General features: G+C 45.6%; 9 protein-coding genes. 6 read left to right on the top strand and 3 right to left on the bottom strand.

All coding sequences use genetic code 11. From position 1 onward, the window contains the following. Nucleotides 1-22 precede the first annotated feature (22 nt). The 5 genes from RMO79_RS15500 (at nt 23) to xth (ending at nt 10,581) form a co-directional block, all read left to right on the top strand. The gene (locus RMO79_RS15500) at nt 23-7,165 is read left to right on the top strand and encodes a PAS domain S-box protein (protein ID WP_310484078.1); all 7,143 of its coding nucleotides are present in this window, start codon (nt 23-25) and stop codon (nt 7,163-7,165) included. 186 nt (nt 7,166-7,351) lie between these two features. Continuing rightward, on the top strand, nt 7,352-9,013 hold the full coding sequence (locus RMO79_RS15495; protein ID WP_310484077.1) for a response regulator: 1,662 nt from the start codon (nt 7,352-7,354) through the stop codon (nt 9,011-9,013). 89 nt (nt 9,014-9,102) lie between these two features. Further along, the gene (locus tag RMO79_RS15490) at nt 9,103-9,348 is read left to right on the top strand and encodes a (2Fe-2S) ferredoxin domain-containing protein (RefSeq protein WP_310484076.1); all 246 of its coding nucleotides are present in this window, start codon (nt 9,103-9,105) and stop codon (nt 9,346-9,348) included. Beyond that, nucleotides 9,345-9,692 carry a DUF952 domain-containing protein gene (locus RMO79_RS15485; protein ID WP_310484075.1) on the top strand — a complete coding sequence of 116 codons (348 nt, stop codon included), beginning with the start codon at nt 9,345-9,347 and terminating at the stop codon, nt 9,690-9,692. The genes RMO79_RS15490 and RMO79_RS15485 overlap by 4 nt, the downstream gene beginning before the upstream one ends. 97 nt (nt 9,693-9,789) lie before the next feature. Beyond that, the gene (gene xth / locus RMO79_RS15480; protein ID WP_310484074.1) at nt 9,790-10,581 is read left to right on the top strand and encodes an exodeoxyribonuclease III; all 792 of its coding nucleotides are present in this window, start codon (nt 9,790-9,792) and stop codon (nt 10,579-10,581) included. A 120-nt stretch (nt 10,582-10,701) separates the two neighbouring features. Here xth and RMO79_RS15475 read toward each other — a convergent pair whose 3' ends face one another. From RMO79_RS15475 to RMO79_RS15465, 3 genes are all read right to left on the bottom strand, one after another. Continuing rightward, nucleotides 10,702-12,453, bottom strand: a complete 1,752-nt coding sequence (locus RMO79_RS15475; RefSeq protein ID WP_310484073.1) for an NFACT RNA binding domain-containing protein — start codon at nt 12,451-12,453, stop codon at nt 10,702-10,704. A gap of 216 nt (nt 12,454-12,669) precedes the next feature. After that, nucleotides 12,670-13,119 carry a nucleoside-diphosphate kinase gene (gene ndk / locus RMO79_RS15470; protein WP_310484072.1) on the bottom strand — a complete coding sequence of 150 codons (450 nt, stop codon included), beginning with the start codon at nt 13,117-13,119 and terminating at the stop codon, nt 12,670-12,672. A gap of 173 nt (nt 13,120-13,292) precedes the next feature. Continuing rightward, nucleotides 13,293-14,006, bottom strand: coding sequence for a hypothetical protein (locus tag RMO79_RS15465; protein WP_310484071.1), 714 nt, complete (start codon nt 14,004-14,006; stop codon nt 13,293-13,295). Nucleotides 14,007-14,113: 107 nt separating this feature from the next. Between RMO79_RS15465 and RMO79_RS15460 the strand changes: the two genes are divergently transcribed. Continuing rightward, the gene (locus RMO79_RS15460; RefSeq protein ID WP_310484070.1) at nt 14,114-15,238 is read left to right on the top strand and encodes a pentapeptide repeat-containing protein; all 1,125 of its coding nucleotides are present in this window, start codon (nt 14,114-14,116) and stop codon (nt 15,236-15,238) included. Nucleotides 15,239-15,480: the final 242 nt, after the last annotated feature.

Here is a 15,480-nt window from a genome sequence, read left to right as displayed (position 1 = left end):
GCTGACTGGCAAATTACCCTTTGTGGCTGAAGATCCGATCGATCTGATTCACGCTCATTTAGAGCGGGTGGCGGTGAGTATCGATGGTGTCAATTCGGATGTACCTTCAGTCGTCGCCCAAATTGTGGCTAAGTTGATGGCTAAAAATGCCGAAGATCGGTACCAGAGCGCGTTGGGACTTAAATTTGACTTGGAACTGTGTCTGGAACTGTGGCAGAAAACGGGGACAATTAGCGAGTTTGAATTAGGGGCGCGGGATCTGAGCGATCGGTTTACAATTCCAGAGCGACTATATGGGCGAGCATTAGAAGTCCAAACTTTACTTGCTGCGGGAGATCGCGTCGCAGCCGGAAATAATGAATTGGTATTGGTGGCGGGATTTTCGGGGATTGGGAAAACCGCACTTATTAACGAGTTGCATAAACCGATTACCCGTCAGCACGGCTATTTTATTGCAGGTAAATTCGACCAATTCAATCGGAATATTCCGCTATCGGGATTCATCCGCGCTTTTAGAGATTTAACCGGACAATTAGCGAGTGAAAGCGACAGCCAATTGGCTGATTGGCGCGATCTCATTTTGACAGCAGTGGGCGAAAATGGGCGGGTATTAATTGAAGTAATTCCCGAACTAGAGCGAATTATTGGCACCCAGCCACCTGTGGCGGAATTGTCGGGAACGGCGGCTCAACATCGGTTTAATGGGATCTTCCAAAAGTTTATCGCCGTATTTACTACCGCAGCACATCCTTTGACGATCTTTTTAGACGATCTACAGTGGGCGGATTCGGCTTCACTGGAATCGATCGAACTGTTGATGGCGGGTAAAGGCTATTTACTGATTTTGGGGGCGTATCGAGATAATGAAGTTTCGCCCGTTCATTTGTTAATGTTGACGATCGAACGGTTGCAAAAAGCTCGTAAAATTGTCAGCACGATCGCGTTAACACCGCTAAATTTCGATGATACTAATTGCTTAGTCGCCGATACATTACATTGTCCGATCGATCGATCTCAACCCCTGACTGAATTAATCGATCTTAAAACTCAAGGTAATCCCTTTTTTGCGACGCAGTTTCTCAAAGCTTTACATCAAGATGGCGAAATTTGGTTTAACCCAGCAGGTTATTGGGAATGCGAGATCGCGAGTATTCACGCATTGGCATTGAGCGATGATATCGTCGAATTTATGGCAACACAACTCCAAAAATTGCCGCCAGCAACCCAGCACCTACTCGAATTAGCCGCCTGTATCGGCGATAAATTCGATCTCGAAACCCTCGCGATCGTCTCTCAACAGTCGCAATTAAGCGTCGCAACCGCCCTCTGGCACGCCTTACAAGCAGGCTCGATCCTCCCCACCAACCAAATCTATAAATTCTGGCAAGCCGAAACCCCTACCCCCCCACACCCCCTCTCCCCGCTCCCCGCTCCCCGCTCCCATCTCCCATCTACCTACCGCTTCCTACACGATCGATTCCAACAAGCCGCCTATTCGCTGATTCCAGCGCAACAGCAACAGCAAACGCATTTACAAATCGGACGGTTATTGCTCACAAATACACCAGCAGCACAACGTGGTAAACGGTTATTTGAGATTGTCAATCATCTGAATCTGGCGATCTGCTCGATCGAATTGTCAGCGGTTAATGGAGCGGCTGTGCTGGCAGAACGAGAACTGCTTGTACAACTCAATCTCGATGCGGCGCACAAAGCTAGAGCGGCAAATGCTTATGCGGCGGCTTTTGACTATGCCCAAATTGGTGTAGATTTGGTCGGTGAATTAGGCTGGACGCATCAATATCGACTGACATTAGCCCTGCATGAAACGCTGACTGAAGCGGCTTTTCTCCATGGCGATTTTGAAGCAGTTCCCCTACTGGCAAAAGTGGTTTTAGAGCGGGCAAAAACACCCCTCGATCGCGTGAAAACCTATGAAACGATCGTTCAATACCATACCGTTCAAAAGCAATATGCAGCGGCAATCGATCGGGGCTTAGAAATTCTCCAGCAGTTAGGCATTAAATTATCACCCCAACCTCATCGATTAATTCTGCTCCGAGAATTAGTTAAAACTAAAATCGCTATGTGGGGTAAATCGAGCCAGCAATTACTAGATTTACCAGAGATCGCCGACCCCGAAAAAGTAGCCCTACTCAGAATTTTGGAACTAGTGCAATCTCCAGCTTTCTTCTGTTCCCAAGAATTGATGGCGATCTTGGGTTTAGTTGGCGTGCAGCTAACATTGCGCTATGGCAATACCCCTTGGGCTGCGAGTTTTTATGGGGTATATTGCATCACCGTTTCTACTTTAGGTGAATTAAAACAAAGCTATCGGCTCGGTCGATTGGCGATGATTCTAGCCGATCGTTTTGATAACTTAGCAATTAGGTCACAGGTCAAAGTGGTCGGATCTTGGTTTTGTCAACCTTGGCTAGAGGCGTTGCATCTGAGTATTCCTGTGCTGGATGAAAGCCTCAGTTTAGCCATCGACAGTGGCAATCTGCGCTACATCGGTCTCAGTGCTGGAATGGCGATAGCTGCCAGATTCTATTCAGGGATTACTTTAGATCGAATCAGCGATAAAGTGCATGAATTACAAGGAATTATATCCCAATCTAAGGATGAAACTAGCAAACAGTTCATGGATCTTTTATGGCAAACTATTATAAATTTACAGGTAACTACTAATCACCCATCCGACATAGTTAAAGATGGTAAAGATCGCACATTATTACTGTCTCAGTGGCAAGCCAGCAATGAGACGACAATTATCTCAACAATGTACGGTTTTCAAGCTTTCTTAGCCTATCTATTTGAAGATATTCCCAATGCGTTAATCTATGCCGATGCTCAGATTCCCTATGAATATTCTACACAAGGCGGCTATGTAGTTACCCAAAATTGGATGTTTGATGCATTGATTCGATTAGCAGTTTATCATCAGACCGATCGAGAAGTCAAAAAAAAATTATTAAAACGAGTTGACAAAATTCTCTATGAATTACAAAAGCGCGCTCGATTGATGCCCGCTAATTTTCAACATAAGTACGATCTAGTGGAAGCTGAAAAATGTCGGGTGTTTGGCAACTTTAGTCAAGCGATCGAATTATACGATCGGGCAATATCTGGAGCCAAAACCAATCAATTTCTCCAAGAAGAAGCGATCGCCAACGAACTAGCGGCTAAATTTTATGTAGGATGGGGGAAAGCCAAAATTGCGGCTACTTACATGCAAGATGCTTACTATTGTTATGCCAAATGGGGAGCCATCGCCAAAATTGATGATTTAGAACGCCGCTACCCCCAATTACTCGCACCGATCTTGCAATTGCCATCGCAGCCAACTACCGCAAATTTCCTATCTACCCTCTCGAAAATTACCAATGGTGCCCAAGCAATAGTCCCCAGCTCCAAGCCGCATACCTTCGACTTAGTATCGGCAATTCAAACTGCTCAAACCTTAGCGAGTATCATCGAATTGCCAGAGCTGCTAGAACGATCGTGTCAAGTTCTGTTAGAACATTCTGGTGCCCAAATCTGTATCCCAATTTTACGCGATCTTCGGCACGCCACTGAGGGTCACTCATGGCAAGTCTACCAAATTGTGCGAGCTGCGGATCGCGACTCTTCCACACTCACTCGGACTACGCTCACCGCCTGTGACTACCTCCCCCAAAAACTCATCCACAGCGTCATCAATCGCCCGCAGACGACGATTATTGACTGGGAGACGATCGACCCCGGTCTCCTCACCGATGACTACCTCAGCCGCTATCGTCCCCAGAGTGCGATGTGCCTGCCGCTGATCGATCGCGGCGAACTTCAGGGGCTAATCTACCTCGAACATCGGGATACATCGGGGATCTTTATCCCCAACTCGCCGTTAAATCGACCGAGCCAACAGCAAATTATCTTAGAATTTCTGGCATCCCAAGCCGCAATCGCTCTTACCAATGCCCAACTCTACGAATCTGTCGTCCAGCGTTCCGCCGCGATCGAAGCATCGCTAGACGGCTTTGCCATTCTCGATAACGATCGATTTATTTATCTCAATCAGAGCCACGCCGATATGTTCGGTTATACAATTGGCGAAATGCTCGATCTCGATTGGCACTGTCTCTACACTCCCGACCAAATTCAAGCGTTTGAGACTACTGCATTCCCGGCTGTGAGTCAATTCGGACAATGGCGCGGCGAAGCGATCGCGACGCGCAAAGATGGTACCACCTTCGATGAAGAAGTAACCTTATTTTTACTTGACAATGGGCAATTTATATGGATTCGCCGGGATATCACCGATCGCAAACTAGCAGAGCGGAATCTCAAGTTTACTCAATTTGCGATCGATAACTCCACCGATGGCATTTCTTGGCTGCGATCTGATGGTTCGTTTGCCTATGCCAACAAATCGATGTGTCGGATGTTGGGCTATTCCTTTAATGAATTATGCTCGCTGCATATCTGGGATATCGATGATGAAACTTCGCCCCAGACTTGGCCGAACCATTGGCGCAAGCTCAAAGCCAGTGGGGGATTTTCAGTCGAAACTCATCATCAGCGCAAAGATCGCAGTCGCTATCCGGTGGAAATTAGCCTCAATTTTTTTGAATTTGAGGGTGAAGAATATAACTTTACCAGAACTAGAGATGTCACGGATGCTAAAGCCGCAGAACTCGCCCTGCGCCAATCAGAAGCTAGCTATCAAAAATTAGCCGATAATATTCCAGGCGCGATCTATCAGTTGCGGATGGCTCCCGATGGCAGCTTTAGCTATCCCTATATTAGTTCTGTCTGCGAGGAGTTATTTCAGATTTCGGCAGCAGCGGTAATGGCTGATGCCAATTGTCTGCTCCAGATGGTTCATCCTGACGATTTTGCAGATTTCCAACGCATTATGGCTGCATCGTCTCAGCATCTGATTCCTAAATTGTGGGAAGGTAGGGCAGTCCTGGGTTCTGGAGAGATAAAATGGATTAAATCTGCCTCGCGTCCAGAATTACAATCGGATGGATCGATCGTTTGGGATGGGATCTTGCTCGATATTACCGCACAGCAAGCCGCGCTGCGAGAACGCCAACGTCAAGAAAACGCCCTTAAAGCGATCGTCGAATGGAGTGCCACGGGCAAAACTGGTATCGACTTTTATCAGGCTTGTACTCAGTATTTGACTGAGAGTTTGGGCGTACAGTATGCTTTTGTGGCAACGACAATCGATGATTCTTTATGTAAATCTTTGGTGACATTGTTATGGACTGGCACCGAATTTTTACCACAATATGAAATGGATTTAGTCGGCACGCCTTGTTTGTTAACTTATCAAAATCAATGGGGTATTTTTCCGCAAGATCTCCAAGTGCTATTTCCCCAAGCTACAGATCTGGCGAACTTAAAAGGCGAAAGCTACTTGAGTGTAGTCATCCGCGATTTCGAGGGCAATATGATGGGCAATCTCGGTATTATCGACACTAAACCCTTGCCTCAAGATATTTCCGCATTCCAATTTATTCTGCAACTTTTTGCCGATAGAATTGCCGCTGAAATGCAACGTCATGATGATGAAGACGAACTTCGCAAGAGCCAACAGCAAATCAGAGCATTTATCGATAATTCATCAGCAGCGATGTATCTCAAAGATTTGGAAGGACGCTATCGACTGATGAACCAAACTTGTGTCGAGCTATCTGGCGGCGATTCAGAATTATTCTTGGGAGAAACCGATTTTGCCGTGTACCCGCCAGAGATTGCCGAACAAATCTGCCAAAGAGATCGGGAGCTGATTCGATCGGGTGAATCGATTACCATCGAAGAAAGGGCGATCTCGCCCGATGGTGTGGAACGCACCTATCTTTCTAATAAATTTGTGCTGCTCGATGATGAGGGTAAACCTTACGCATTAGGTGGGGTATCGACAGATATTACCGATCGCAAACAAGCCGAGGAACAATTAAATCAAACCAATCAACGGTTAGAATTAGCCAACCAAGAACTCCAGCGAGCCACCCGGCTTAAAGACGAGTTTTTAGCCACAATGAGTCACGAACTTCGCACGCCTTTAAATGCAATTCTAGGAATGTCAGAATCTCTGCAAGATTTGGTTTTTGGCAATCTTAATAGCAGCCAGATTCATGCAGTTTCTACAATTGAAAAAAGTGGGGCACATTTACTATCGCTCATTAATGATATTCTCGATGTCTCTAAAATTGCCGCAGGCAAACTCACACTCAATCCCTCGAAAGTTGCTTTAAGCGAACTATGTCAATCCAGTTTAATCTTGGTTGAAAAACAAGCCAGCGATAAGCAGATTCAGATCCTCACTCAGCTATCTGTCGAGCCAGACTGGATTTTAGTTGACGAACGCCGAATGCGTCAGGTATTAATTAATTTACTCAACAATGCAGTCAAATTTACCCCCCACGGCGGGAGCATCAAACTAGCCGTCAGTGTGGAATCTGTCGCCATCTGCGATCTCACCGAAGGAGCTTGTCTGTGTTTCTCCGTCAGCGATACCGGGATCGGCATCAGCCAAGCCGATCGATCCAAACTATTTCAGCCGTTCGTTCAAGTCGATAGCAGTCTCAATCGCAAATATCAGGGAACCGGATTGGGGCTAGTACTCGTCAAGCAAATTGTCGAATTACATGGAGGTTATATTAAAATCGATAGCGAAGTAGGCATTGGTAGCTGTTTTAGCATCATGCTCCCACAGACTTGTTGGCAGTTTCAACCGCTGACAATCGCGTCAACTCCCAGCCAAAATTTAATTCCGATCGTTACCCACCAACCCAAAACCCGAACGATCTTGCTCGTCGAAGATAATGAAGTAAATGTCGATACTTTCGTGAGCTACCTCACCGCTAAAGGCAATCGAGTCATTGTCGCAAATACCGCAACAGCCGCAATTTCCATCCTCGAAAACAGCAGCGATCCCAGTCAGAAACCCGATATCATTTTAATGGATATTCAACTCCCCGACATCGATGGTATTACTGCGATCGAATATATTCGCCAACACGATCTGCTCCAGATTCCCATTATCGCCCTCACCGCCCTAGTCACACCGGGCGAACGCGAAAAATGCTTGGCTGTAGGTGCCGATCGTTATCTCACCAAACCTGTCAAACTACTAGAACTCCACAACACCATTCAAGAATGCCTGAACTAGTGAATAGTGAATAGTGAATAGTGAATAGTGGATAGTTGTTAGGCTTGAGAAGTAATTCCACTCCTTACTCACCTATTCCCTCCCCAGAAGTAAATAAAAGTAACTAAAGATAGTTCGGTGTAGTAGATGGGTATACTAAATGGGTAGATAGCACTTGACACTGGGGAGCCTTTCTGGTTTATTTAAATGCGTTCGGGGCGATCCGAGCGGCAGACATTATCCGTGCGATTAGTCGATCGTTACTACATTTCCCAGTCTCATCTTGCAGATTCTACCAATCCCCGCTGGTCGCATCTATTGAAATCTTTATATAAATTTATTAGCATGAACGACCGAGATGATTACGATTTGGTAGAATCCGCGCCAGCACAGACTATAGAACGCTATGTCGAACAAATCGACAAACTAGATCGGCTGATCCTGTCTGCCAGAGCTATCCCATCGATCGAATCAGAAGCGATCGCCACAGAACGACTCGCCCAGGTTTATTTAGAGTGGGGTAAAGATAACGTTGCCGCTATCTATCTGCAAGAGGCATACGATCTTTATACTCAAGCGGGAGTCACTACCAAAACTGATTATCTCGAATACACCTACCCCGAATTACTCGCGCCGCCAGAGCCACCCAACTACTTTACCGATGAATTCATTGCCACCCTCAGCCATGAATTTAGGAACCCGCTCAATGGCATTTTGGGCATGTCTGAGGCATTATTAGAAGAAGTCTTCGGTACCATGAACGAACGCCAACTCAATGCGGTGACGACGATCGATCGCAGTGGCGGCTATTTATTGGCACTGATTAATAATATGGTCGATCTGTCGCAACTGCAAGCTGGGAAGCTCGAACTAGATATTACCCAGGTTGCACTCGCCGAGCTGTGCAACTTCAGCGTTAATTTTGTCAAACACCACGCCATCCAAAAACAAATCCAACTCGATCTCGAACTCCCCCCAACGGCTGGTTATATCGCCGTCGATCTCCAGCGGATGCGTCAAGTACTCATCGATCTGCTCGAACGCGCGATCGAAAGCACGCCCGCAGGCGGTAAAGTAAAATTAGCAGTCACCATCCAGCCAGCACATTTCGCTAACGCAACATCGGCAATTCAGTTTTCAGTAACCGATACTAGCAAAGAAATCTTACCCGAACGTAATGACAAATTAGCCCAAGTTTCGGCAAATACTAATACTCCCCAGATCGGTTTCGGCTTAATGCTCATTCATCCGATTGTAGAATTACATGGCGGGACGATCGATTTTCAAAGTGCGATCGGCAGCGGTTCGCGCGTGAATATATGTCTGCCAGATACGTATGAAATTGCCACCCAGACCCTCGATTTACCCTCTGGACAGCTCCATTCTAGCGATAAACAACTTCCAACTCATCCAGCCCCAAACGCCTCAGAAATCGCTGAATTACCCCTGATCCTGATTGTTGAAGATAACGAACTCAATATCAATACGATCTCTAGCTATCTTACCGCCAAAGGTTATCGCCCGATCGTGGCTGGCGATGGCGAATCGGCGATTGCCATGCTCGAAGGCGGTACCGACGAACCCACTCCAAAATTCCGCCCTGACTTAATTTTGATGGATATTCAAATGCCGGGAATGGACGGATTTGAAACGATCTCCTGTATCCGCGCTCGATCGGAATTAGCCGATATTCCCATTATCGCCCTCACCGCTCTAGCAATGGAAGGCGATCGCGATAAATGCCTAGCCGCTGGAGCCAATGACTACCTCACCAAACCAGTCAAGCTCAAGCAACTCAACGCCACCATTCAACAATTCTTGAGTTCTAAGTTCGATAATAGTAGTTTATCGGGGGATTTGTGGGGATAGGTATTAGGTATTAGGTATTAGGTTTTAGGTTTTAGGTTTTAGGTTTTAGGTTTTAGGGGGTAGCAGCGATCTTTAATCCAGAATTCAAAATGGGATCGGAACCAACTTGCATTCTTATTTGTCTAAATCGGACTTGTCGCAAACAGGGTGCGGCGGAGGTTTTGGCGGCTTTTAGACAGCTTGACAATTTAGATAATATTACTTACGAAGGCTGCGGCTGCTTGGGAAACTGTGGGAATGGGCCGATGGTATTCGTTTTACCTGCCAGAATATGGTACTATCGCGTTCGTCCTCAAGATGCAGCCAACATCGTCACCGCCATTGTTCCTACATGACTACTATCTTACATATTACCCGCCGCGATCGATGGGAAGCAGCCAAAAATCTCGGTACTTACAGTAGCGAAACATTAGCTACCGAAGGATTTATCCACTGCTCTACTCTCGCTCAAGTTATCGGCTCGGCAAATCGGTTTTTTAAGCAGCAAACAGATCTAGTCATCCTCGTAATCGAAATCGCTAAAGTCACACCAGAAATTCGCTACGAAGGTGCCGAACAAAGTAATTTATTTCCACATATCTACGGCAACCTCAACATCGACGCAGTAACCCAAGTCATCGATCTCGAAACCAACCCAGACAACTCATTCATCATGCCAAAAGAATTAGTTAATAGTTGAAAGTTGTCATCAACACCTATCCTCATGCTTTAGATATCCTAAAACCTAAAGCCCAAAATCTAAAACCTAAAGCCTAAAGCCTAAAACCTAAAACCTAATGAGAATTGCCACCTGGAACGTTAACTCAATTCGGACGCGACTAGAAATAGTAACTAATTGGTTGCAACAAAATCCGGTTGATGTGTTGTGCGTTCAAGAAACTAAAGCGATTGATAGCCAATTTCCGATCGATGCGATCGCCGCTTGCGGTTATCATGCCTATATATCTGGGCAAAAATCATATAACGGCGTGGCGATGTTTAGCAAACAACCATTAACTAATGTTAGTTATGGTTTTGGCGGCATATTAGACGCGGAACTAGTCGGAGATTTGGACGAACAAAAGCGGGTGATTACTGGCAATCTCGATGGTGTCCAAATTGTCAATCTTTACGTACCTAATGGTAATGCTGTAGATAGCGATAAATACCCCTACAAGCTGCGGTGGCTGGAGTTATTAGGACTCTACCTAAAAACGGCGATCGCATCCGGTCAGCCTTCGATTTGCGTCTGTGGAGACTTTAATATTGCCCTCGAATATCTCGATATTCATACTAAAACTGTATCGAAAGATCGGGTGATGGCAACTGACGCAGAACGAGAATTATTACGTAAGTCAGTTATCGATTTAGGCTTTCGAGATAGCTTCCGCAAATTCACATCAACAGGCGGACATTTTAGCTGGTGGGATTATCGACAACAAGGTTTCGAGCGCAATCGCGGTTGGCGGATCGACCATCTTTATTTAACACCAGATTTATTCGATCTGGCGACTAATTGTTCGATCGATATCGAACCGCGTAAATTAGTCCAACCCAGCGACCACGCTCCGGTAATTGTCGAGTTATAATACCGTGATGTTATCCTCACAATAATTCAGTTACGATTACCTCTGGTAGGCTGTACCTACGGTAGGCTTCGCCAACGCCAACGAGCATCTCAAGTTAAGTTGCCATGCTTCTATTTTAAACTAATTAATCGAACTAGCATCTAAAACCTGTGGATGTCCCCAAATAATCTGTTCGTGCTTGTAGATTACCATGCCTGGTTTGGCACCTTTAGGTTTATACACATGCTTGGTTTCTGTGTACACTACCGGGACGGCTTGGCTTTGTCTGGCGCGACTATAATAAGCAACAGCGTTGGCTGTAAATTGTAAATCTGCTTCCTCGGCTACCGCACCGGGAGTAATTCTTAATAACCCATGACTCCCGGCAATTTCTTGAGCGTGAAACCACAGATCGTATTCTGTTGCTGTTTTAAAAGTAAGTAGATCGTTTTGACGATTGTTGCGTCCGATTAACAGTTCAAATCCGCTGGGAGTTTTCAGAGATCGGGGTTTGGTTTCGGCTAATTCTGATTTTGCTAATCTATCTGCTGTGGGAAAATATCCGGTATCGATTAACTCTTTTTTAATTTCTAATAGAGTTTGGAGCATTTCTGGTGGATTGTTAGTGCCATCTTCTTGAATCTGAAGCACACTTTCTTCTACTTGTTCTAAATAATCTATTTCTGCTTGAACTACTGCAAGTAGAGGATCTACGGCGAGTTTTGCTCGCTTTAATTTCTGGTGCCGTTTGTAGAGGAATTGGGCATTTTGAATGGCATTTTTTTCGGGTTCGAGTTTGATGGTGACTGGTTCGCCCGTTTGGAAATCATTAAGGATAATTTGTTTCATCCCTGGCGACCATTCCTGGAGATATGCCATTAATAAATCGGCGTTGGTGCGATATTCATCTGCGCCTGTAGATTCTTTAAGTTTGGTTTTGAAGGTATTGGCTTTAACTCGTAATTTGGCTAGAATCGTGCCTAATTTTTGGGTGAGTTGATGTTTGAGTTGGCTGAAGGCTTCGCGATCGAGAATTTGAGTATAATAAGTCTCGACGGCTGCATTGACAGTAGCGACGGGAGTAATCGAAATTCCCCATCCCATGACGCTGTAACCGTTATTAGTCAGATAAGGATTGAATCGATATCCTTCGACTTGTGTGACGGTTCTGAGCCAAATTTGCCAGTATTCAAATAACTTTTCCCAGTCTAAAGGCGAAAGCGTATCGGTAGTTTGTAAGGGATCTAATCCGGCTGTAAAAATTAGCTCGTTCATTAAGATCGTACTCAAACCGCGATAACTTTTGACGAGTCGCTGGTTGAGTTTACCAGGAATCAGACTGACGCGCTCGATCCATCGATCGAGTGATTCCTCCAGATTTGGCATCGGATCGGTTAACGATGGCGGTACTTCGTAAGGTCTACCAGTTTCGATCGTCCGTACGCTAGACTGTTTATTACTAACCTGATGCGCGGTGGTAATAATTAAATTATCGGCATCGGTGAGGGTAAGATTGCTATATTTCCCGATCGGTTCTACATATAAATAATATAAAGCCTCCGCTCCCGGTCGTTTGGCAAATGCCAATCTCACCAAGCGTTCCCACGGTAAGACGATCTCCATTTCCGTCATCGCCAATCCACCTAAAACAGAGCGCAATTGCTGGCTGAGAGTAAAGGTATCGGGTACCCGTGGTGGGGGGTCTGTCAGCACGATCCGTGCGGCTTGTGGGTGCCAGGAAATAGCAATCCAGCCCCGTTTGTCGAGGGTTCGCAAGCTCAGAGCCAGGGTGTAGCGATCTTTTTGATATACCGATTCGACTCGCGAGGGCACCCACTCTGGTTGTAACTCCCGTACCGCTGCTGTTAATGTCGTGAAGTCAACCTGTTGCATCTAATTTGAGGGGATAGGGGATAGGGGATAGGGGATAGGGGATAGGGGATAGGGGATAGGGGATAGGGGATAGAAGATAGAGTTTAAGACGCAAGCGTCTTTCAAGTTTCTCGAAAATCTAAACCTAAAACCACATAGCTAAAATCTAATTTCTCGAAAATCTAAACCTAAAACCACATAGCTAATCCCTATCCCCTATTCCCTATTCCCTATTCCCTATTCCGACAACCAAGGGGAAACTGTAGGTGTCCAATTGACTAATTCTTCCTCTTTAAACCATAACGCAATCTCGCTTTGAGCGGTTTCTACCGCGTCAGAACCGTGAATGATGTTCCGTCCGATGTTGATGCCCAAATCGCCGCGAATCGTTCCGGGAGGGGACACTAAGGGATTGGTGGTACCGATAGCTAGCCGGGATGCAGCGACGACACCATCGCCTTGCCAGACCATTGCCACGACTGGCCCAGATGTCATAAAATCAACCAAACCAGCAAAGAAGGGTCTTTCTTTGTGAACTGCGTAATGCTGCTCTGCTAATGCGCGGCTGGGGTGCAATAATTTTAAGGCGACGAGGGTAAAGCCTTTTGTTTCAAACCGACTAATGATTTCACCTACCAACCCACGTTGAACGCCGTCGGGTTTAATCGCGATAAATGTCCGTTCCACCGTGAACTCCTAAAATATAGATAGACTTGCCAACCACAGATTATAGTTCTATTCGCGATCGTTTAGGAAGGCTTTAGGCATTAGGTTTTAGGTATTGGGTTTTAGGCTTTAGGTTTTAGATGCTATGGACAAGTCTCAACCTTCCACTATTCACTATTCCCTATTCCCTAACTCTACTTCTTCGCTCCTTCGATCGCCATGCCATTATTATCTAAATTGATACTATCTACTTTGAAGTTCTGTTGTTGTAAATGTAGATCGATCGCCTGTTGAATTTTGGCTGGAGCTATACCAAGATCTTCAGCGATTTGGGCGATTGTAAAATTCATTTTACCCACCTTGATTTGAGTATCAGGAGCAAATTTAATCTGAGTGCCATCGACAATTGGTTTTCCGACAATCCCGATATAAATATCTCGATCTTTCAAAAAGGTTAACTTATCAGTGAGTTTGCTTAAAGCCGCAATTTGAGTACCCGATCGTCCATTACGTGCCAGTTGGTCTAAATTTACCAATGCACCCGTGTGGATTTTGCCATCTTTAATATTAGTCCTAATTCCTTTGATTCCGACCGGAATCTGTTTATTTGGTTGAGAAGTTGCAATTTTAGATACTATCAAATTATTGAGATCGCGATCGTTAAGTTTGACAGTGACTTTTTGCCCAGCTTTAGCTTTATCGATCGGGGCAGTTAGTTTCTGTGTGCTAACAGCAGCTTGCTCCGAGATCTGCTTGGGCAACAATGGTAGAGATTGACTATCTTGCTTGTCTTCACTGGCTTTAATATATTCTTCAGGAATCTGAACTGCCTGTTGCCATAGATAGTAGAGAATCCCAACGGTACTAATTAAAGCAACTATAATTAACTTGCCAATAACTTTCTGCATCTTTTAAACTGTATTTTTTTCAATCCGAACAAACAATGTTATGATAATATTATAAAGTTAAAATATCTCATTTTTTAACCTTATAAACTAGCTATTTTGCACGAAACATGACAATCTGGGGAAATCTGATAGCGATCGCCGTAATGGTGTTCGGATTATGGCTCAATAACACCTGGATTGCCGCCGCTGGCTGCGCGATCGCGCTAGTATTATCCTTACCCATTATCTATCGCGGCATCCGCGAAGAACTGCTAGATTCGCTATCACCAGCTCAACGGCTACAACTGATTGCCTCAATCACCGTCCTGATTGCGTTCGTGGGCTTACTTCAGATTCTCGAATTTTTTGAGTACGTCAGTAGTTTTTCCGATAAGATCGATTGGAATGCTGTTGGTGCGTCGGGCGAGTGGGGTGGGGCATTCGGTCAGATTTTAATAGCTATCCTAGCAGTATATATCGCTTGGAGACAGTATATTATTTCGCGCGACCTGACGATCGAGCAAAATCGCCTGACTACCCAACAAAATATTCTCACCCAACAACAGACGATCGACGCATACTTTCAAGGCATTTCCGATCTCGTCTTAGATGACGATGGATTCCTTGAAGATTGGCCGCAGGAACAAGCCTTCGCCGCAGGAAGAACGGCGGCACTCTTAGGCAGTATCGACGCAGCAGGTAAAGCAAAAGTCTTGCGCTTCCTCTCTCAGTCCAAACTGCTCACACCCCTCAGACGCGATCGCAGGCTCGGTCGGGCGATTTTGGATGGCGATGGGGGCTATGATGAAGATCGACTGCATGGCGTTCGCGTCATCGATTTGGGGGTAATGTTAGCAGGTGCCGATATCTCTCAAGCCGATTTACGCTGGGCGGATATTAGCGATGCTAATTTGATTAGGGCAAATTTAAGCGGTTGCGATTTAGTCAAAGCGAACTTCTCGCGCACCATTTTATATGAAGCAAATTTAAACGGTGCGGATGTTAAAGGTACCCGGTTTTTTTATGGTGATGCCCAACTTGCCAGCCCCCGCAGTCGCAATGAGATTCCCAATTATACAACGGGTGAATTTACAGGCGCAGTAGTCGAAAACACCGATTTTACTAACGTTCAAGAAATGTCTGAAGAGCAACGTCATTACTGTTGTAAGTGGTGTGGCGATAAATCTCGGCTGACGATTCCTGGCGGCTGTGAAGGAATTCCCAGTAAGGTATCACATAAGAAACAGATCTAGCTGTAATCTCGATCTTAACCGTCAGAGGGTGTCTGAAAAGTCTTATTGGCTTCGATCGTAGGTTGTCAATCCCCCTGTCTTGTCGTTTTTTTATTCGGGGGTTCCCCCCGAATAAAAACGCCGCTAAATCCCCCTTTTCAAGGGGGACTTTGACTCTTTCTCCCCCTGCTTGGTGCGCTAATCCGTCGGGAGACCCGACGAACGCGCATCCGCTTTTTAAGGGGGTTGGGGGGATTTAGATC

Source organism: Chamaesiphon sp. VAR_48_metabat_403 (genome assembly GCF_031422475.1).
Taxonomy (GTDB): domain Bacteria; phylum Cyanobacteriota; class Cyanobacteriia; order Cyanobacteriales; family Chamaesiphonaceae; genus Chamaesiphon.
The sequence above is the reverse complement of the archived record's forward strand: the minus strand, read 5'-3'. Positions and strand labels throughout refer to the sequence as shown.

Excerpts from the sequence above, each read along its gene's own strand:
- RMO79_RS15495 (WP_310484077.1), top strand. The coding sequence starts at position 7,352 with ATGCGTTCGGGGCGATCCGAGCGGCAGACATTATCCGTGCGATTAGTC.
- RMO79_RS15490 (WP_310484076.1), top strand. The coding sequence starts at position 9,103 with ATGGGATCGGAACCAACTTGCATTCTTATTTGTCTAAATCGGACTTGT.
- RMO79_RS15485 (WP_310484075.1), top strand. The coding sequence starts at position 9,345 with ATGACTACTATCTTACATATTACCCGCCGCGATCGATGGGAAGCAGCC.
- xth (WP_310484074.1), top strand. The coding sequence starts at position 9,790 with ATGAGAATTGCCACCTGGAACGTTAACTCAATTCGGACGCGACTAGAA.
- RMO79_RS15475 (WP_310484073.1), bottom strand. The coding sequence starts at position 12,453 with ATGCAACAGGTTGACTTCACGACATTAACAGCAGCGGTACGGGAGTTA.
- RMO79_RS15465 (WP_310484071.1), bottom strand. The coding sequence starts at position 14,006 with ATGCAGAAAGTTATTGGCAAGTTAATTATAGTTGCTTTAATTAGTACC.
- RMO79_RS15460 (WP_310484070.1), top strand. The coding sequence starts at position 14,114 with ATGACAATCTGGGGAAATCTGATAGCGATCGCCGTAATGGTGTTCGGA.